Genomic DNA, 19,946 nt, shown 5'->3' with positions numbered 1-19,946 from the left:
TCGGCGCTGGTGCGGGCCTCTTCGCGGGTGAACCCGCTCCCACAGGGACTGTGCAAATGCTGAATCCTGCGTAGCACCTGTGGCAAACATCACTGACGGAGATCACTCGAGTATTTCCGGCGCTGGTGCGGGCCTCTTCGCGGGTGAACCCGCTCCCACAGGGACTGTGCAAATGCTGAACCCTGCGTAGCACCTGTGGCAAACATCACTGATGGAGATCACTCGAGTATTTTCGGCGCTGGTGCGGGCCTCTTCGCGGGTGAACCCGCTCCCACCGGGACTGTGCAAATGCTGAACCCTGCGTAGCACCTGTGGCAAACATCACTGATGGAGATCACTCGAGTATTTCCGGCGCTGGTGCGGGCCTCTTCGCGGGTGAACCCGCTCCCACCGGGACTGTGCAAATGCTGAATTCTGCATAGCACCTGTGGGAGCGGGTTCACCCGCGAAAAGGCCGGTACAGACAACCACAAGCCCCCTGCCATATCCCGAAACCATCCAACGCACTTTTGCGGTTTCACATCCACTACCTTGGAGAGGTCACTCTTCAAGTAAGAAACCAATGCCTCGGGCTCAATCACACCTGCTTCGACGTGGTCGCTATTCAGAGCTCGGCAGGCTGTACCTGCTTACTACTGTTACCCATCAACGCAAGCCGCTGTTCAATGACTTCCAACATGCCCGATTAGTTATCCATCAACTGCGACAATCCGATCATGACCACGCCTGCCGGTCATTGGCCTGGGTACTGATGCCGGACCATCTGCATTGGCTGATCGAGTTGAAAGGCACGACGCTGGGTACATTGATGCGCAGATTCAAATCCAGATCCAGTCTGGTTTTGCATCAGGCGGGGGTTGAGCATGATCCGGTGTGGCAGCCTGGGTATCAGGACCGAGCATTGAGAAGGGAGGAAAGCATGGTGCATGTAGCCCGGTACATTGTTGCCAATCCGTTGAGGGCTGGATTGGTCAGAAGTGTCCGGGACTATCCACACTGGGATGCGGTATGGCTTTGAATCGGTGCTGGGGTTTTCGCGGGTAAACCCGCTCCCACAGGATGTGTGCAGTTTCTAGAACTGCACTTGCCTGTAGAAGCGGGCTTGCCCGCGAAGAGCTGGGTCAGACCGGCGCAGCTGCTGCCGTCGGGCGCTTGACCTGTGGCTGCGACACGTTCGCCGCAGCCCCTTCTTCGATGGCCTGCTGAATCGCCTTGCGACGGTGCTCTTCAGCCCGGCGGCTGAAGTACCAGACCATGAAGGTCACCAGCGACACCGACAACAGGATCAGGCTGGCCACGGCGTTGATCTCAGGCTTCACGCCCAGGCGCACCGCCGAGAACACTTCCATCGGCAAGGTGGTCGAGCCCGGCCCGGACACGAAGCTGGCCAGCACCAGGTCATCCAGCGACAGGGCAAACGACATCATGCCGCCCGCCGCCAGCGATGGCGCGATCATCGGGATGGTGATCAGGAAGAACACCTTCCACGGCTTGGCACCCAGGTCCATCGCCGCTTCCTCGATCGACAGGTCCAGCTCACGCAAGCGTGCCGACACCACCACCGCCACGTACGCCGCACAGAACGTGGTGTGGGCGATCCAGATGGTGACGATGCCACGCTCTTGCGGCCAGCCGATCATCTGCGCCATGGCCACGAACAGCAGCAACAGCGACAGACCGGTGATCACTTCGGGCATCACCAGCGGCGCGGTGACCAGGCCGCCGAACAGCGTGCGGCCTTTGAAGCGGGTGACCCGGGTCAGCACGAAGGCCGCCAGGGTACCCAGCGCCACCGCTGCCACCGCCGTGTAGCAGGCGATTTCCAGCGAGCGCATCACCGACCCCATCAGCTGGGTGTTGTCGAGCAGGCCGACGTACCACTTGATCGACCAGCCCCCCCACACTGTCACCAGCTTCGAGGCGTTGAACGAGTAGATCACCAGGATCAGCATCGGCAGGTAGATAAACAGCAAGCCGAGCACCAGCATCAGCTTGGAGAAACTGAAGCGCTTCATGCCCTGCCCTCCATTTCTTTGGCCTGGCTGCGGTTGAACAGCAGGATCGGCACGATCAGGATCGCCAACATCACTACCGCCAGCGCGGACGCTACCGGCCAGTCACGGTTGTTGAAGAACTCTTGCCACAGCACCTTACCGATCATCAGGGTTTCCGGGCCGCCTAGCAGTTCTGGGATCACGAACTCGCCTACCACCGGGATGAACACCAGCATGCAGCCCGCGATGATGCCGTTTTTCGACAGCGGCACGGTGATCTTCCAGAAGCTGTTGAAGGTGCTCGAACCCAGGTCCGATGCGGCTTCCAACAGGCTCGGGTCGTGCTTCACCAAGTTCGCGTACAGCGGCAGGATCATGAACGGCAGGTACGAATAGACCACGCCGATGTACACCGCCAGGTTGGTGTTGAGAATCTGCAGTGGCTGGTCGATCAGCCCCAGCCACAGCAGGAAGCTGTTAAGCAGCCCGTTGTTGCTGAGGATGCCCATCCAGGCGTAGACGCGGATCAGGATCGCCGTCCAGGTCGGCATCATGATCAGCAACAGCAGCACAGTCTGCGACTCTTTGCGGGCGTTGGCGATGGCATAGGCCATCGGGTAGCCGATCAGCAGGCACAGCAAGGTGCTGAAGAAGGCCATCTTCAACGAGCCCAGGTAGGCCGAGATGTACAGCTCGTCTTCGGTCAACAGGCCATAGTTGGCCAGGTTGAGCACCAACTGGATCTTGTCTTCGACGTAGCTGTAGATCTCGGTATACGGCGGGATCGCCACGTCGGCTTCGGCAAAGCTGATCTTCAACACGATGAAGAACGGCAGCATGAAGAACAGGAACAGCCAGATGAACGGCACGCCGATCACCAGGTGCCGCCCCTCCGGGGTCAAGCGCTGGAAGGCTCGCTTGAGCTTGCGCAGTTTCATGACCGCAGTACCACGCCGCTGTCGTCTTCCCACCACACGTACACTTCATCGCCCCAGGTCGGACGCGTGCCCTGGCGCTCGGCGTTGGCCACGAACGACTGGACGATCTTGCCGCTCGGCAGCTCGACGTAGAACACCGAGTGGCCGCCCAGGTAGGCGATGTCGTGCACCTTGCCGCGCGACCAGTTGTGCTCGCAGGTCGGTTGCTGGGTAGTGACCAGCATCTTCTCCGGGCGCAGCGCGTAGGTGATGTGCTTGTCTTCGACCGACGTGGTGATGCCGTGGCCAACGTAGATCTTGCGCTCCAGTTCAGGGCTGGCAATGATCGCGTGGCCTTCGGCGTCGTCGACCACTTCACCTTCGAACAGGTTGACGTTGCCGATGAACTCGCACACCAGGCGGCTGGTCGGGGTCTCGTAGATGTCCACAGGCGAGCCGATCTGGGCGATCCAGCCCAGGTGCATGATGGCGATGCGCTGGGCCATGGTCATGGCCTCTTCCTGGTCGTGGGTCACCATCACGCAGGTCACGCCCACGCGCTCGATGATTTCCACCAGCTCAAGTTGCATCTGCGAACGCAGCTTCTTGTCCAGGGCGCCCATCGGCTCATCGAGCAACAGCAGTTTCGGGCGCTTGGCCAGCGAGCGCGCCAGGGCCACACGCTGGCGCTGGCCACCCGACAGCTGGTGCGGCTTGCGTTTGGCGTACTGGGTCATGTGCACCAGCTTGAGCATCTCGGCCACACGGGCGTCGATGTCCGCCTTGGGTAGCTTGTCCTGCTGCAGGCCGAAGGCGATGTTCTGCGCCACGGTCATGTGCGGGAACAGCGCGTAGGACTGGAACATCATGTTGATCGGCCGCTCGTAGGGCGGCATCTCGGTGATGTCGACGCCATCGAGCAAGATCCGCCCTTCGGTGGGGCGCTCGAAGCCAGCCAGCATACGCAGCAAGGTCGATTTGCCGGAACCGGAGCCACCCAGCAGGGCAAAAATCTCACCCTTGCGGATTTCCAGGGACACATCGTCCACCGCTACCGTTTCGTCGAACTTTTTCGTGACCCGGTCGATCTTGACCAGCACCTGCTTGGGTTGCTGGCCACCCTCGAGGGCTTTCTTATAGGCTCCGGAGGCAACTGCCATGAGTGAAACTCCCAACAAGATTTTTGTGCCCGCGCGGCCTGTTCTGCAGGGGCCGCGGCGGGTCTGGATTGTTACTTGCCCGACTTGACCTTGGTCCAGCTACGGGTCATCAAGCGTTGCACCTTGGGCGGCAACTCACTGTTGACGAACATCTTGTCCAGCACTTCCTGCGGTGGGTAAACCGCGGCGTCAGTCCTCACGGCCTGGTCCATCAGGTCGCCAGCCTTGGGGTTCGGGTTGGCGTAACCGACGTAATCACTGACCTGGGCGATAACCTCAGGTTTCAGCAAATAGTTGATGAAGGCATGGGCCTCTTTGACGTTCTTGGCGTCCTTGGGGATCGCCAGCACGTCGAACCAGAGGTTGCCGCCTTCTTTGGGAATCGCATACGCCAGGTTCACGCCCTTCTTGGCTTCTTCGGCGCGGGCCTTGGCCTGGAAGATGTCGCCAGAGAAGCCCGCCGCGACGCAGATGTCGCCGTTGGCAAGGTCGGTGATGTACTTGGACGAGTGGAAGTAGGTGACGTAAGGGCGCACCGCCAGCAGCTTCTGCTCGGCAGCCTGGTAGTCCTTGGGGTTGCTGCTGTTGGGGTCCAGCCCCATGTAGTTGAGCACCGCCGGGAGCATTTCGTCCGCCGAGTCGAGGAAGGCCACACCACACTTGGAGAGCTTCTTCATGTTCTCGGGTTCGAACAGCACAGCCCAGGAATCGATGGTGTCGACGCCCAGCGCAGCCTTGACCTTTTCAACGTTGTAACCAATGCCGTTGGTGCCCCACAGGTAAGGCACGGCGTACTGGTTGCCCGGATCGTTCTTTTCCAGGCGTTTCATCAGCGCCGGATCCAGGTTGGCATAATTGGGCAGCAGGCTTTTGTCGAGCTTCTGGAACGCGCCCGCCTTGATCTGCTTGCCGAGGAAATGGTTGGACGGCACTACCACGTCATAGCCGGTGTTGCCGGCCAGCAGCTTGCCTTCCAGGGTTTCGTTGGAATCGAACACGTCCTGCACGGGCTTGATACCCGTTGCCTTCTCGAAGTCCGCGAGTGTGGTCGGGCCGATATAGTCGGACCAGTTGTAGAAATGCACCGTAGGCGCCGCTTGGACGCTGCATGCCAGCGTCAGGCCCGCTCCAGCCATCAAGGCCTTGCGTAATACAGAAATAGACAAGTGGGTGGTCCTCACAATCAGTGCCTGGGTAGCGGCAATGTGGCCGCACACGCAAAACCGGCGCGCAACTTACCTTCGCAGCTTCGATGCCGCAATCATCAATTGCCTTTCATGGCCTCTGGGCCGGGCAACCCCGGCCCAGAGCGCCTCGCATCGGGCTTACTTGCCCGACTTGATCTTGGTCCAGCTGCGGGTGATCACACGCTGCACAGAAGCGTCAGGCGCAGCGATCGCGTACAGCTGCTTCTTCACTTCGGCAGGCGGGTAGATGCTCGGGTCGCTGGTGATGTCTTTGTCCACGAACGCGGTGGCGGCAGCGTTGCCGTTCGGGAAGCGCACGGCGTTGGTGATCTCAGCCATGATTTCCGGCTGCATCAGGAAGTCCATGAACTGGTAGGCAGCGTCTTTATGCTCGGCATCTTTCGGGATGGCGACCATGTCGTAGAAGGTACCGGCACCTTCTTTCGGAATGACGTAGTCCACTTTGACCTTGTCGCCAGCTTCGTGGGCGCGGGCCTTGGACTGCTCCAGGTCACCCGAATAACCGACGGCTACGCAGATGTTGCCGTTGGCCATGTCGCCGATGTACTTGGAGGAGTGGAAGTAGGTGATCGAAGGACGGATCTTGAGGAACAGGTCCTCGGCGGCCTTCAGGTCTTCCTTCTTGGTGCTGTTGCTTGGCAGGCCCAGGTAGTGCAGCGCGGCCGGGATCATCTCGGTCGGCGCATCCAGGAAGCTCACGCCGCAGCTCTTGAGCTTGGCGATGTTCTCAGGCTTGAACACCACGTCCCACGAATCGATCTTGTCCACGCCCAGCGCGGCCTTGACCTTCTCCGGGTTGTAGCCAATGCCGATAGAGCCCCACATGTACGGGAAGGCGTGCTTGTTGTCCTTGTCGCTGGCATCGCCAACGGCCTTGAGCAGGTCGGTGTCGAGGTTCTTCCAGTTCGGCAGTTTGGAACGGTCCAGTTCCTCGTACACGCCAGCCTTGATCTGCTTGGCCAGGAAGTTGTTCGAAGGCACGACGATGTCGTAGCCCGACTTGCCTGCCAGCAGCTTGGCTTCCAGGGTTTCGTTGCTGTCGAAGACGTCGTACTTGACCTTGATGCCGGTCTGCTTCTCGAACTTGGCGATGGTGTCCGGAGCGATGTAGTCCGACCAGTTGTAGACGTTCAATACCTTGTCTTCAGCCTGAACAGCGGTCGCCATGGCACCCATCAGGGCGGCGGCCAGCAACGTCTTGCCCATTTTCTTCATGCGTCATGCTCCAGATTTTTTTGATTAGCCATCCGTTCAGCTGCCAGGTCCCGCAGTACACGCGTCGGGCGACTGAAACAGTCGCTAGTCTGGCAAGTTACAAGGCGCTGTTTCAAGGAAAGCAGCCCCTTGTAACCAACTAATGTCACAACGCTAGCCTAGCAGGTGCTCATCTGATCGCTTCGAGGGTCAGGTCGAGGCACTTGCGCGCCTTTTCCACCAGCTCGTCGATCTCTGCATGGCTGATTACCAGCGGTGGCGCGATGATCATGGTGTCACCGACCGCGCGCATGATCAGGCCGTTCTCGAAGCAGAAGTTGCGGCAGATCATGCCCACGCCCTTGCCTTCGTAACGGCTGCGGGTGGCCTTGTCCTTGACCAGCTCGATCGCGCCGAGCAGGCCCAGGCCGCGTACCTCGCCCACCAGCGGGTGGTCTTGCAGCTCACGCAAACGCTTTTGCAAATACGGTGCCGCTTCTGTGCGCGCCTGCTCGACGATTTTTTCGTCGCGCAGAATGCGCAGGTTTTCCAGGCCTACCGCGGCCGCGACCGGGTGCCCTGAATAGGTGAAGCCGTGGTTGAAGTCGCCGCCTTCGCTGATCACCTTGGCCACGGTGTCACGCACGATCACACCGCCCATGGGGATGTAACCGGAGGTCAGGCCTTTGGCGATGGTCATCAGGTCTGGCTTGAGGTCGTAGTAGTCGGAGCCGAACCACTCGCCGGTACGGCCGAAACCGCAGATCACTTCGTCGGCCACGAACAGGATGTCGTACTTGGCGAGGATCTCCTTGACCTTCGGCCAGTAGGTTTCTGGCGGGATGATCACCCCACCGGCACCCTGGATCGGCTCGGCGATGAAGGCGGCGACGTTGTCTTCGCCGACCTCGAGGATTTTCTTCTCCAGTTGCTCGGCAGCCCACACACCGAATTCGTCCGGGCTCATGTCGCCGCCCTCACCGAACCAGTACGGCTGCGGAATGTGCACGATGCCCGGAATCGGCAGGCCGCCCTGCTCGTGCATGCCGCTCATGCCGCCCAGGCACGCACCGGCGAAGGTGGAGCCATGGTAGCCGTTGATGCGGCCGATGATGGTCTGCTTGTGCGGTTTGCCCTTGAGTGCCCAATAGTGACGGACCATGCGCAGCACGGTGTCGTTGCCTTCGGAGCCGGAGCCGGTGAAGAACACATGGGTCATGCCTTCCGGCGCCACGTCGGTGATGGCTTTGGCCAGTTCCAGCGCAGGCGGGTGGGCGGTCTGGAAGAACAGGTTGTAGTACGGCAGCTCGCGCATCTGCTTTTCGGCAGCCTGCACCAGCTCTTCACGGCCGTAACCTACCGCCACGCACCACAGGCCGGCCATGCCGTCGAGGATCTTGTTGCCCTCGCTGTCCCACAAATGCACACCCTGGGCCTTGGTGATGATGCGCGGCCCCTTTTCCTTCAGCTGTTTGTAGTCGCTGAAGGGCGCGAGGTGGTGCTCGCCGCTCAGGTTTTGCCATTCACGGGTTTGCGGGTTTTTGACGCTCATGTGCTTCTCCGTTATCCGACAGCCGCGCTCCTGCGGCACCAGGGTTGATCAGACAGCAAACAGCAGGAACTCACGCTCCCAGGAACTGATGACGCGTTTGAAGTTTTCGTGCTCGGCGCGTTTGGTGGCGACGTAGCCGGTGATGAACTTCTTGCCCAGGTATTGGACCAGCGCACGGCTGATTTCCATGCGTTCCAGGGCGTCTTCGATGGTAAGCGGCAGGCGCAGGTTGCGGCGTTCGTAACCGCGGCCCTGCACCGGTGCACTGGCTTCGATGCCTTCGACCATGCCGATGTAGCCGCACAGCAAGCTGGCGGCGATGGCCAGGTAAGGGTTGGCATCGGCGCCCGGTAGGCGGTTCTCGACCCGGCGGTTTTGCGGGCCGGCATCCGGTACGCGCAGGCCGACGGTGCGGTTTTCTTCGCCCCACTCGACGTTCACTGGCGCCGAGGTGTCGGGCAGGAAGCGGCGGAACGAGTTGACGTTGGGGGCGAACAGCGGCAGTGCTTCGGGGATGAACTTCTGCAGGCCACCGATGTGGTGCAGGAACAGCTCGCTCATGCTGCCGTCTTCGTTGCTGAAAATATTTTTGCCGGTGACCACATCAACCACGCTCTGGTGCAGGTGCATGGCACTGCCCGGCTCGCCGGTCATGGGCTTGGCCATGAACGTTGCGGCCACGTTGTGCTTGAGCGCGGCCTCGCGCATGGTGCGTTTGAACACCAGGATCTGGTCGGCCAGGTGCAGGGCGTTGCCGTGACGGAAGTTGATTTCCATCTGCGCCGTGCCGTCTTCGTGGATCAGCGTGTCGAGGTCCAACTGCTGCAGTTCGCACCAGTCATAGACGTCCTCGAACAGCGGGTCGAATTCGTTGGCGGCCTCGATCGAGAACGACTGGCGGCCAGTTTCCGGGCGGCCCGAACGGCCTACCGGAGGCTGCAGCGGGAAGTCCGGGTCTTCGCTGCGCTTGGTCAGGTAGAACTCCATCTCGGGCGCGACGATTGGCTGCCAGCCTTTGTCAGCGTAGAGCTTGAGCACTTTTTTCAAGACGTTGCGCGGCGAAAGCTCGACCGGGTTGCCCTTCTTGTCGTAGGTGTCGTGGATCACCTGCGCCGTCGGCTCGATGGCCCAGGGCACCAGGAACACGGCGTCTTCGTCGGGGCGGCAGATCATGTCGATGTCGGCCGGGTCGAGCAGCTCGTAATAGATGTCGTCGTCGACGTAGTCACCCGTCACGGTCTGCAGCAGCACGCTCTCGGGCAGGCGCATGCCTTTTTCGGCGATGAACTTGTTGGTCGGCGAGATCTTGCCGCGCGTGATGCCGGTCAGGTCGCTGATCATGCATTCGACTTCAGTGATCTTGTGCTCTTTCAACCAATCGGTGAGCTGGTCGAGGTTGTTACTCATAAATACCTCAGGAGGTAAGGTGGTCCGCGCCTTGATTCTGGATGGAGAAGATTGCTAAAGCAAAAACCCCCACGCAGGAGCACAGTGGATACACTGAAAACAAGCGTGTCCGTAATGAGTTTGAAGGGCAGGAAGGCGAATCGAAGCGTGCGAAGCCGCTACGGGGAATGGTCCGGGTGCGCCAAGCGTCAATTATTGCGGCCAGGGCGGCCACACCGTTGACGGTGCGTGCATGAACGACAGGGGTACCCGATGGCACTGCGCAGGCAGTGCTTTCAGGTCGCGACAAGCGGACCATGTGACCCTCGTATTATTGTGTTCTGGGTTGAATCCGAGCTTAGCCTTGTTCATTTTTTTACACAACACCTCCGTAAAAAATAAAACACGGCACGCTTGAGATAGCCCTTCAGGCGGGAAATAGCGGATAATGGTTCGCCCCGATATGCAGCAAATCTGCCGTAGATGTGCCATTTCAGGGCATCATGGGGTTGGCTTGACATCAGTAGGGCTTTTCGATTGACTGGTCTTGCAAGCCCCCCTTGATTGATATTTTTAACAACAAAGGTGTTGCATCATGTCGGTACCCCCGCGTGCCGTTCAGCTTAACGAAGCGAACGCGTTCCTTAAGGAACATCCTGAGGTTCTCTACGTTGACCTTCTGATTGCAGATATGAATGGTGTGGTGCGCGGCAAGCGCATAGAGCGCACCAGCCTCCACAAGGTTTACGAGAAAGGCATCAACCTGCCGGCCTCCCTCTTCGCCCTGGATATCAACGGTTCCACCGTCGAAAGTACCGGCCTTGGCCTGGACATCGGCGACGCCGACCGCATCTGCTATCCCATCCCCGATACGCTGTGCAACGAGCCGTGGCAGAAACGCCCCACCGCACAGCTGCTCATGACCATGCACGAGATCGAAGGCGAGCCGTTCTTCGCCGACCCTCGTGAAGTGTTGCGTCAGGTTGTCAGCAAGTTCGACGACATGGGCCTGACCATCTGCGCCGCGTTCGAGCTGGAGTTCTACCTGATCGACCAGGAGAACGTGAATGGCCGCCCGCAACCGCCGCGCTCGCCGATCTCGGGCAAGCGCCCACAGTCGACCCAGGTGTACCTGATCGACGACCTCGACGAATACGCCGACTGCCTGCAGGACATCCTCGAAGGCGCCAAAGAGCAGGGTATTCCGGCCGACGCCATCGTCAAGGAAAGCGCCCCTGCGCAGTTCGAAGTCAACCTGCACCACGTCCCAGACCCGCTCAAGGCCTGTGACTACGCGGTGCTACTCAAGCGTTTGATCAAGAACATCGCCTACGACCATGAAATGGACACCACGTTCATGGCCAAGCCCTACCCGGGCCAGGCAGGCAACGGCCTGCACGTTCACATCTCCGTGCTGGACAAAGATGGCAACAACATCTTCACCAGCGAGGATCCCGAGCAGAACGCCGCGCTACGTCACGCTGTCGGCGGTGTGCTCGAGACCCTGCCCGCGTCCATGGCGTTTCTCTGCCCGAACGTCAACTCGTACCGTCGTTTTGGCGCACAGTTCTATGTGCCGAATGCACCGAGCTGGGGCCTGGACAACCGCACCGTCGCGCTGCGCGTGCCGACCGGTTCTGCAGACGCCGTGCGCATCGAGCACCGGGTCGCCGGCGCCGATGCCAACCCGTACCTGATGATGGCGGCCGTGCTGGCCGGCGTGCACCACGGTCTGACCAACAAGATCGAGCCGGGTACGCCGATCGAAGGCAACTCGTACGAGCAGCTGGAGCAGAGCCTGCCGAACAACCTGCGCGATGCCCTGCGCGAGTTGGACGACAGCGAGATCCTCAACAAGTACATCGATCCGAAGTACATCGACATCTTTGTCGCGTGCAAGGAAAGCGAGCTGGAGGAGTTCGAGCACTCGATCTCCGACCTCGAGTACAACTGGTATCTGCATACCGTGTAACTGAAAACGCCGCCCACAAGGGCGGCGTTTTTCTGAGACCGGTGTCGCCTGCTTCGCGGGGCAAGCCCGCTCCCACAAGTCCTCCGCATGGCTCAGGCCTAGTGAGATTCCTGTGGGAGCGGGCTTGCCCCGCGAAGAGGCCGGTACAGGCTTACAAGGACTTCTCGAAAATCTTGGAGTTGCGCTGGTAGTTGTACAGCGATGCCCGCGCCGCCGGCAGCCGCTCCACGCCACTGGGCGCAAAGCCCCGCTCGCGGAACCAGTGCGCAGTCCGCGTAGTCAGCACGAACAACGTATTCAGCCCCATCTGCCGCGCACGGCTCTCGATGCGCTCCAGCAACTCATCGCCCCGCCCGCCATGCCGGTACTCCGGGTTCACCGCCAGGCACGCCAGCTCCCCCGCCTCGGAATCGGCAATCGGGTACAGCGCTGCACACGCGATGATCATGCCCTCGCGCTCGACCACACTGAACTGTTCGATTTCCCGCTCCAGCACCTCGCGCGAACGGCGCACCAGGATGCCCTGCTCTTCCAGCGGGCTGATCAGCTCCAACAGGCCGCCCACATCCTCGATGGTCGCCTCACGCACGACTTCGAACTGCTCCTGCGACACCAGCGTGCCGCCACCACCGCGGGTGAACAGCTCGGTAAGCAGCGCGCCGTCTTCGGCATAACTGACGATATGGCTACGCGCCACGCCGCCCTTGCAGGCCTCGGCGGCCGCATCCAGCAATTCGCCCTGGTAGTCGCTGCCCAGGCGCAGCAAATGCGGCGCCACCTGCTGTGGGCGCAGCTCACGCACCAGCTTGCCCTGCTCATCCAGCAGGCCCGGTTCGGCGCCGAACAGCAGCAGCTTGTCGGCACCCAGCTCGATGGCCGCGCGGGTGGCCACGTCTTCGCAAGCCAGGTTGAAAATTTCGCCTGTGGGCGAATAACCCAACGGCGACAGCAATACGATGGAACGCTCGTCGAGCAGGCGGCTGATGCCTTTGCGGTCGACCCGGCGCACTTCGCCGGTGTGGTGGTAGTCCACACCCTCGAGCACACCGATCGGCCGCGCCGTGACCAGGTTGCCGGACGCCACACGCAGGCGCGAGCCCTGCATCGGCGAGGCGGCGATGTCCATCGACAGGCGTGCTTCGATGGCCAGGCGCAGGGCACCCACGGCATCGATCACACAATCCAGGGTCGCCGCATCGGTGATGCGCATGCCACGGTGGTAGTGCGGGGTCAGGCCACGGTCGGCCAGGCGGCTCTCGATCTGTGGGCGCGAGCCATGCACCAGCACCAGCCGCACGCCCAGGCTGTGCAGCAGCACCAGGTCGTGGACGATGTTGCCGAAATTAGGGTGGTCCACCCCATCGCCAGGGAGCATGACTACAAACGTGCAGTCGCGATGGGCATTGATGTACGGGGAAGCATGACGCAGCCAGTTGACGTAATCGGGCATGACAGGGCCTGTGGATAAGTGGACGGAGAACGGCGATACAGGGGGCGTTCAAGATCATCGTCGGAACAGGCTTGCGGTCACGCGCGGTCTCCTCTAGGCAGGAACGAATAAGCTCAATGGACGTTTAGTGCAGGCAATAGTGCCGAATCAAGTCACGCAATAGACGCACGGTAGGCTCGATTCGTGACATTTCCAGGTACTCGCCAGGCTGATGGGCACAAGCGATGTCGCCAGGGCCCAGCACAATGGTCTGGCAGCCCAGCTGCTGAAGATAAGGTGCTTCGGTGCCAAACGCTACCGCTTCGGCGCGGTGACCGGTCAGGCGTTCGGCCACCTGTACCAGCTCGGCGTCCGCCGCCTGCTCGAAGGCGGGCACTTCCGGGAACAGCGGGGCATAGTCGATGCGCACCTCGAACCGCTCCGCCACCGGCGCCAGCTTCTGGCGAATCGCTGCCCGCAGTTGCTCGACATCCATCCCCGGCAACGGCCGCAGGTCGAATTCCAGCGCGCATTGGCCGCAGATCCGGTTGGGGTTGTCGCCGCCATGGATGCAGCCGAAGTTCATCGTCGGTGTAGGCACCGTGAACTGCGGGTTACGGTAGGTTTGCTGCCATTCGCCGCGCAATTGCATCAGTTCGCCCATTGCGGCGTGCATGGCTTCCAGGGCGCTGCGGCCGAGGGACGCGTCCGACGAATGGCCGCTGCGCCCGAGGATGTCGATGCGGTCCATGAGGATGCCCTTGTGCATGCGGATCGGCCGCAGGCCCGTGGGCTCGCCGATCACTGCGGCGCGGCCCAGCGGTTGGCCGGCCTCGGCCAAGGCACGCGCGCCGGACATGGAGCTTTCTTCGTCGCAGGTGGCGAGAATCAGCAGCGGCTGCTTGAAGTCATGCTCCAGCAACGGCACCACCGCCTCGATGACCAAGGCGAAGAAGCCCTTCATGTCGCAGCTGCCCAGGCCAACCCAACGGCCATCGACCTCGGTCAGCTTCAGCGGGTCGCTCGACCACAGCTGCTCGTCGTAGGGCACGGTGTCGCTGTGCCCCGCCAGCACCAGGCCACCCGGGCCGGTGCCACGGCTGGCCAGCAGGTTGAACTTGCCGGGGCTGACCTGCTGGATGTCGCACGTGAAACCCAGGTCACCCAACCAGCCGGCCAGCAGGTCGATGACCTGACGGTTGGACTGGTCCAGCGCAGGCTGGGTACAACTGACCGAAGGTGCGGCGATCAAAGCGGCGAACTGGTCTTTCAGCGTCGGCAACGGCATGCCTGTACTCCTCGGAAGCGTTGCCCATCATAGGACCATCTGCCGTCTGGAATAAACCGTTGACGGCCGACTCCTGTAGACTCTCTGCCAACGAGCCCCTCCTTCGAGCCTGCGATGCACAAAGAAACCGAACTCAAGCTCCGCGCCAGCCGCGAGACCCTTGCCGCCCTGCGTGAGCACCCCCTGCTGAAAAAGCGCAACAAGTCCGGTTGGCAGACCCGTGAACTGCTCAACCAGTACTTCGACACCCCGGAGCGCGAGCTTTCCGCCGCCCGTGTCGCCCTGCGCCTGCGCCGCGATGGTGATGCAATCATCCAGACCTTGAAGTGCCGCGGGCAAAGCGTGGCCGGGCTGTCCGAGCGCAACGAGTACGAGTGGCACCTGGACAAGGTCAAGCTCGACCTGAAAAAGCTCGACGGCACCTGCTGGCCCGAGCAGTTGGCTGCGCTCGACAAGAAAACCATCAAGCCGCTGTTCACCACCGACTTCAGCCGAGAATACGCCGAAATCGCTTGGGGCCGTGGCAAGAGCAAAGTCGTGATCGAGGCCGCGCTGGACCAGGGCTTCGTGATCGCCGGCAAGCGCAAGGAAGAAATCTGCGAGTTGGAGCTCGAACTGCGCGAAGGCGCACCTGAAGCCCTGCTGGAACTGGCCGCCGAGCTCGCCGCCAGCCTGCCGCTGATGCCTTGCGACATCAGCAAGGCCGAGCGTGGCTACCGCCTGCTGGAGCCCGAAAGCTACGAGCTGGGCCTGCCCCAGACCGAGCTGGACGCCGAAATGGCCCTGGACGATGCCTTCGCCGCCCTCGCCTGGCAGTTGCTCGGCAGCAGCCAGCGCCTGGCCGAGCAATACCGCCACAATGGCCACTGGCGCCTGCTGCAGGACTGGGTGCAGTCCCTGGCCGAACTGCGCGCACTGGTCGCCAGCCTGGGCCAGGCCGCACCGCGCGCCACCACCCGCGAACTGCGCGCCAGCCTCGACGCGCTGCTGGAAGACTGGCGCCCACTGGTGCAGGCCGGCAACGATGACGAAGACATCCGCCGCGCTGCGCCTGAGCAATTTGCCGAAGAACTCGAAGACGTGCGTTGGGGCCAGTTCTCGCTGGAAACCTCGCGCTGGCTGCTGGCCCGTGGCTGGACCGTCGAGCGCAAAGGCCGTGGCGAACGCCAGGGCAAGGCGCAGCTGGCCAGCTGGATGGCGCACCTGCTGGGTGAAGAAGGCCGTTCGCTGAAACTGCCGCTGTACACCCAGCGCCCGGAAGACCTGGCCGAACAGCTGCCGCGCATCGAACAGCTGCTCGCCTGGCTGCACCATGCCCGCCAGGTGCTCGAAGCGCCGCAGATGGACCGCCTGTACGGCGACCTGAAAAAGCTGCACGAGCTGGCTGAACTGCCGCTGTCCGAAACGCCCGACGAGCTGCTTGAAGCCCGTATCGAGCAGGCCCGCGCGGTTGATCAAAGCCGTGGCTGGAAGTACCTGCTCAAGGCTTGATCGGCGTCGCTAGCCCTGTAGGAGCAGCCTTGTGCTGCGAAGAGGCCCGTTTTGCCACAGATTTTTTCTGGTCAAACCGGCCCCTTCGCAGCACAAGGCTGCTTCTACAGATCGTGTGCTATCTCGACAGTGGCAGGCTGGTGGTGGATTTGATCTCCGAAAGCGCCACGATCGAATTGACCTCCTGAATCCCCGGCACATTCGACAGTTTTTCGAAGAAAAACCGCTCATACGCCTCAATGTCCGAGGTAACGATACGCAGCAGGAAGTCCACCGAGCCCATCAGCACGTAGCACTCCAGCACCTCCGGAAAACCTCGGATCGCCTCGGTGAACTCGGTGAAATTGGAGCGACCGTGCGCGTTGAGCTTCACCTCTGCAAAAATCTGCGTGTTCAGGCCGATCTTCTTGCGGTCGAGCAACGTCACCTGCCCACGTATCACCCCCTCCTCCTTCAGCCGCTGGATGCGCCGCCAGCAAGGCGACTGCGAAAGCCCCACACGCTCGGCGATCTGTGCGCTGGACAGCGAAGCGTCCTCCTGCAGCAATTCGAGGATGCGCCGATCATAGGCGTCCAGTTCGCTGTGCATGAATAATTCTCCAAATCACGACAATTCGAATAGATCAATCTGCCATACCGGCCAATTAGTCGAATCATAGCGAAAAAATACCCGCCTCAACGTGCAAGAATTTCTCCCACATTTGCGGAGACCAGCATGAACGCACTGCCACGTACCGACGCCTGGGCCGCCAGCAACGCCCACAGCACCGTGCACTACCGCCTGCAGGCCGAGGCCGAGCCCGACAGCTTGTGCCGGGTGCTCAACCTGTTTGCCTTACAGTTTCTGACCCCGCACCACGTGCAGGTCAGCCAACAGGATGACTGGCTCGCCATCGAGATCGGCATTGGCGGGCTGAGCTGGCACCGGGCCGAGGTGATTGCGCAAAAATTGCGCAACTTGGTGTGCGTGGGCGACGTAAGCCTGATGAACCTGGCGCGCGTGGAGCTGGCGGTGGTCTGACACCGCAAGATCCAGAAACCCTTTGCCCGCCGTAAGCGCACCACACCCGGCTAGCCTTCAACAGGACTCCCCTCCTGGCAAGGACGCCGCCATGCATACCCCCGACAACCAAGCCCTCGACCTCAAGCGCCTGCTCCAGGCCTTGCTCACCGACCGGCACCTGGACGCCAGCGACACCCTGCTGGTACTGCAGCAGGCCGCGTCACGGCCGACCTGCCACCCTCTGGAACTCATCGCCGCCCAAGGCCTTGAAGACCGCAAGCACCCCGGACAGCCCTTGGACCTGGACCGCCTCTGCCAATGGCTGGCTGACAAGATCGGCCAGCCGTTCCTGCGCATCGACCCCATGCAACTCGACATGGCCCAGGTCAGCGGGCTGATCTCCCCCGCTTTCGCCCAGCGCCATGGCATTCTCGTCGTCGCCGCCGACCCTTCCGGCGTCACCGTGGCCAGCGCACAGCCCTATCAGGATGACTGGCAAGCGGACTTGGCCAGGAGCCTGGGCAGGCCCATCCGCCGCGTGCTGGCCAGCCCGCTGCAGATCCGCCAGCTGGGGCAGTCGTTCTTCCGCCTGGCCCAATCGGTACAGGGCGCGCAGCACCAGCAGTCAGCCAGCCTGGGCGAGCTCGAACACCTGCTGGAGCTGGGCAAACGCCAGGCCGAAGCCAGCGCCGATGATGCTCACATCGTGCACATCGTCGACTGGCTGCTGCAGTACGCCATCGAGCAACGCGCCAGCGATATCCACTTGGAGCCCCGCCGCGACAAAGGGCAGCTGCGCTACCGCATCGACGGCCTGCTGCACACCGTCTACGCCTTCCCCGCGGGCGTCACCCTGGCGCTGGTCAGCCGCCTCAAACACCTCGGGCGCATGGATGTGGCAGAGAAACGCCGGCCACAGGACGGCCGGTTGCAAAGCCGCCTTGCCGGCGGCGGCGAAGTGGAATTGCGCCTATCGACCTTGCCGACGCCCTTTGGCGAAAAACTGGTACTGCGCCTGTTCGACCCGCAACAGCTGCATGAAGGTTTCGACCGCCTGGGCCTGGAAGGGCAGCAACTGGAGCAATGGCGCGCGCTGCTGGGCCAACGCCAGGGCATCATCCTGGTGACAGGCCCCACGGGCTCTGGCAAGACCAGCACGCTCTACGCCAGCCTCAAGCTGCTGGCCACCCCGCAAGTCAACCTGTGCACCATCGAAGACCCCATCGAGCGGCTGGAGCCGGCCTTCAACCAACTGCAAGTCCAGCCCGCACTGGGCCTGTGCTTCGCCGACGGCGTGCGGGCGATGCTGCGCCAGGACCCGGACATCATCATGATCGGCGAGATCCGCGACCGGGAAACCGCCCTGGTGGCCGTGCAGGCAGCCCTCACCGGGCACCTGGTGCTGTCGACCCTGCACACCAACGATGCCTGCGGCGCGATCACCCGGCTGCAGGAACTGGGCGTGGCTGATTACCTGATCAAGGCAACGCTGATCGGGGTCATGGCGCAGCGCCTGATTCGCACCTTGTGCGGCGATTGCCAGGGTTGTGCCTCGGCAGCCAGCGGTCAGCCCTGCCGCACCTGTCGCGATACCGGTTTTCAGGGCCGTACCGGCCTGTTCGAACTGTTGATACCCAGCGAAAGCCTGCGCGCGCAGATAGGCCCACACACCGACCTGGCGCAGTTGCGACGCCAAGCGCTGACCGAAGGCTTGGTAGACCTACGCCGCTGCGGGGAGGCGAAAGTGGCCCGGGGCCTGACCGCTACAGAGGAAGTGCTAAGGGCCTGCTCCTGAGCAAAAAACCCTTGTATTCAAGGAACTTGCACCCCCTCGGCAGGATCAAATCGCGCATCTTCAACCCTCACCCTTCGAGGTGTTTCAACATGCGTCTCAAAACCGCCATCGCGACCGCTGCCTTGCTTTCGCTGCCAATGGGCTCCGCCATGGCCGATACCTTCTGGCGTAACGTGATTTCTTCCGGTGCAACCACGGCGTCGACCTACCTGACGTCGAAGGATCACAAACTGGTAATGGCCGCGCAGGATGACGCCGGCAGCTTCGTGGCCAGTGAAGGCGCAATCCGCGGGCCGTTCCTGGAATCGGCGATGCGCCAAGTGCGCGCTGAAAACCCAGGGATGCAGGCCAGCGACATGGAACTGGCCAATGCCATCCTGGCCAAAAACGCTGTGTCAGAGTAAACCAGCGTGCTAGTCAGTTCTGGCCTTGACCGAGCCAGAACTGATCTCCAGTTTTCTGAGCCTTGGAGAGGCTCACCATTACAACAATGATCTGACCGATAATTATTTCAGAATCCCCCAATCGACCCACTGCCTGGCAATGGCGGCGGCTCTCTCAGCCAAAGTATTTCTGCCCCTCGAATGGCTTCGACGCGATTATTAAATAGCGCTTGGTCTGCGGCTACTTTTCCTAAACCAAGAAGCGTGCGTTTCCTGTCGGGACTGATTGTTTTTGATTGAAAAACGGCACCGGTAAATGCGCTTAGGCGAAACTCAATTTGCATATTGCTCGCACGGGTAAACAAACCACTAACTTCCTTGAGAGCCTGTTGCCTTAATATTCCTCGATCACCATGCCCTTGAGGCAATTCACCTAAAGCATCAAGTTTCCATCCTGCTTTTAGCAGACCATTATCTATGGTTAATTTAATATTATTCGAAGCCACTTTATAAGCGCGCACACTCAAATCGCGCTCTTGCAAGAGGACGTTCCTCCTTTGCACGCGCTCCAACCTATGATCACGTTGCGCTTGGGCTTGCACTACCCCTCTCCGCCGCCCCGTAGGATCTGAATAGTTGATTGGGTCACCCGCACAATAAGCATAGCTATTGATCCCACCTTCAAAGAAAGGACTCAGGCTATCAGCGCCGCTGAACCTCATTGACCTTGTGTTATAGGCACGAACCCCATTCCCCAACATATAAGAGCTTGCAACGGGTTCTAAAATGGCCCCGGTGAAGCCTGGAGCTAGAAACATGGCATTCACTTCAGGCCGGTATCCATACGCAGTATACGTGCTCTGAACCACAACATCGCCACGAACCACACCGATTACAGAACCGTTCAAGTCAGTGGTCACGAGCCTAGGAATGCAATGTCCAGATATGCCCTGGCTTTCACTTAGAAACACCCCGCCAGCAAATAGCAATGTCTGGCTAGCTTTGCCTTTAATTTGAGTCACCAACTGCTGCCCCTGATAAAACAACCTTCGTACGTCAGGCTGCTTCTCCATTGAAACCTCCAGTTGCTGGTTCAGATGCTTCAGACATGGATGCTGCAGGAAACGTTGCCAACGCGAAACTAGCAGAATTGTCAGTCCGCCTCTGCGTAGCA

The 19,946-nt window shown here is 61.1% G+C and carries 17 protein-coding genes; 6 read left to right on the top strand and 11 right to left on the bottom strand.

The genetic code is table 11. From position 1 onward, the window contains the following. The first annotated feature begins 562 nt into the window (after positions 1–562). Positions 563–1,018, top strand: coding sequence for an REP-associated tyrosine transposase (locus GIB19_RS25775; RefSeq protein ID WP_085272204.1), 456 nt, complete (start codon positions 563–565; stop codon positions 1,016–1,018). A gap of 103 nt (positions 1,019–1,121) precedes the next feature. Here the strand turns inward: GIB19_RS25775 and GIB19_RS25770 are convergent, their stop codons facing one another. From GIB19_RS25770 to GIB19_RS25740, 7 genes are all read right to left on the bottom strand, one after another. Then, positions 1,122–2,015 (bottom strand): ABC transporter permease subunit, encoded by an 894-nt coding sequence (locus GIB19_RS25770; RefSeq protein WP_027592258.1) that lies wholly within the window; start codon positions 2,013–2,015, stop codon positions 1,122–1,124. After that, a complete protein-coding gene (locus tag GIB19_RS25765) occupies positions 2,012–2,932 on the bottom strand; it encodes an ABC transporter permease subunit (protein ID WP_027592257.1) in 921 nt (306 codons plus the stop codon). The genes GIB19_RS25770 and GIB19_RS25765 overlap by 4 nt, the downstream gene beginning before the upstream one ends. Continuing rightward, the gene (potA, locus tag GIB19_RS25760) at positions 2,929–4,071 is read right to left on the bottom strand and encodes a polyamine ABC transporter ATP-binding protein (RefSeq protein ID WP_027592256.1); all 1,143 of its coding nucleotides are present in this window, start codon (positions 4,069–4,071) and stop codon (positions 2,929–2,931) included. Before potA ends, GIB19_RS25765 begins: the two co-directional genes overlap by 4 nt. 71 nt (positions 4,072–4,142) lie before the next feature. Beyond that, the gene (locus GIB19_RS25755) at positions 4,143–5,237 is read right to left on the bottom strand and encodes a polyamine ABC transporter substrate-binding protein (RefSeq protein WP_099455669.1); all 1,095 of its coding nucleotides are present in this window, start codon (positions 5,235–5,237) and stop codon (positions 4,143–4,145) included. A 159-nt stretch (positions 5,238–5,396) separates the two neighbouring features. Then, positions 5,397–6,494 carry a polyamine ABC transporter substrate-binding protein gene (locus GIB19_RS25750; protein ID WP_099430738.1) on the bottom strand — a complete coding sequence of 366 codons (1,098 nt, stop codon included), beginning with the start codon at positions 6,492–6,494 and terminating at the stop codon, positions 5,397–5,399. A 169-nt stretch (positions 6,495–6,663) separates the two neighbouring features. Then, a complete protein-coding gene (locus tag GIB19_RS25745; protein ID WP_099430739.1) occupies positions 6,664–8,025 on the bottom strand; it encodes an aspartate aminotransferase family protein in 1,362 nt (453 codons plus the stop codon). A 48-nt stretch (positions 8,026–8,073) separates the two neighbouring features. Beyond that, on the bottom strand, positions 8,074–9,432 hold the full coding sequence (locus GIB19_RS25740) for a glutamine synthetase family protein (protein ID WP_027592252.1): 1,359 nt from the start codon (positions 9,430–9,432) through the stop codon (positions 8,074–8,076). 574 nt (positions 9,433–10,006) lie between these two features. Here GIB19_RS25740 and GIB19_RS25735 point away from each other — a divergent pair. Then, positions 10,007–11,383 carry a glutamine synthetase family protein gene (locus GIB19_RS25735; protein WP_027592251.1) on the top strand — a complete coding sequence of 459 codons (1,377 nt, stop codon included), beginning with the start codon at positions 10,007–10,009 and terminating at the stop codon, positions 11,381–11,383. Positions 11,384–11,534: 151 nt separating this feature from the next. On the opposite strand, the gene argA is transcribed toward GIB19_RS25735, so the two are convergent. Next, on the bottom strand, positions 11,535–12,833 hold the full coding sequence (gene argA, locus GIB19_RS25730) for an amino-acid N-acetyltransferase (protein WP_027592250.1): 1,299 nt from the start codon (positions 12,831–12,833) through the stop codon (positions 11,535–11,537). A 124-nt stretch (positions 12,834–12,957) separates the two neighbouring features. Beyond that, positions 12,958–14,100 (bottom strand): acetylornithine deacetylase, encoded by a 1,143-nt coding sequence (gene argE / locus GIB19_RS25725; RefSeq protein ID WP_274888527.1) that lies wholly within the window; start codon positions 14,098–14,100, stop codon positions 12,958–12,960. Positions 14,101–14,214: 114 nt separating this feature from the next. Here argE and GIB19_RS25720 point away from each other — a divergent pair, with 114 nt between their 5' ends. Continuing rightward, positions 14,215–15,591 carry a CYTH domain-containing protein gene (locus GIB19_RS25720; RefSeq protein WP_027592248.1) on the top strand — a complete coding sequence of 459 codons (1,377 nt, stop codon included), beginning with the start codon at positions 14,215–14,217 and terminating at the stop codon, positions 15,589–15,591. Between the two features lie 118 nt (positions 15,592–15,709). Here the strand turns inward: GIB19_RS25720 and GIB19_RS25715 are convergent, their stop codons facing one another. Further along, positions 15,710–16,180, bottom strand: a complete 471-nt coding sequence (locus GIB19_RS25715; RefSeq protein ID WP_027592247.1) for an Lrp/AsnC family transcriptional regulator — start codon at positions 16,178–16,180, stop codon at positions 15,710–15,712. A 126-nt stretch (positions 16,181–16,306) separates the two neighbouring features. Here GIB19_RS25715 and GIB19_RS25710 point away from each other — a divergent pair, with 126 nt between their 5' ends. The 3 genes from GIB19_RS25710 (at position 16,307) to GIB19_RS25700 (ending at position 18,793) form a co-directional block, all read left to right on the top strand. Next, positions 16,307–16,612, top strand: coding sequence for a hypothetical protein (locus GIB19_RS25710; RefSeq protein ID WP_027592246.1), 306 nt, complete (start codon positions 16,307–16,309; stop codon positions 16,610–16,612). A gap of 91 nt (positions 16,613–16,703) precedes the next feature. Then, positions 16,704–18,389: a GspE/PulE family protein gene (locus GIB19_RS25705; RefSeq protein ID WP_274888525.1), complete on the top strand. Its 1,686-nt coding sequence runs from the start codon at positions 16,704–16,706 to the stop codon at positions 18,387–18,389. 89 nt (positions 18,390–18,478) lie between these two features. Then, on the top strand, positions 18,479–18,793 hold the full coding sequence (locus GIB19_RS25700) for a DUF2388 domain-containing protein (RefSeq protein WP_099430742.1): 315 nt from the start codon (positions 18,479–18,481) through the stop codon (positions 18,791–18,793). Between the two features lie 107 nt (positions 18,794–18,900). On the opposite strand, the gene GIB19_RS25695 is transcribed toward GIB19_RS25700, so the two are convergent. Beyond that, positions 18,901–19,845 carry an RHS repeat-associated core domain-containing protein gene (locus tag GIB19_RS25695; RefSeq protein ID WP_099430743.1) on the bottom strand — a complete coding sequence of 315 codons (945 nt, stop codon included), beginning with the start codon at positions 19,843–19,845 and terminating at the stop codon, positions 18,901–18,903. Positions 19,846–19,946 lie beyond the last annotated feature (101 nt).

This window comes from Pseudomonas sp. ITEM 17296, from assembly GCF_028895205.1.
Lineage (GTDB): Bacteria > Pseudomonadota > Gammaproteobacteria > Pseudomonadales > Pseudomonadaceae > Aquipseudomonas > Aquipseudomonas kermanshahensis.
Note: the sequence above shows the minus strand (reverse complement) of the source record. Positions and strands in the feature narration are given on the sequence as shown.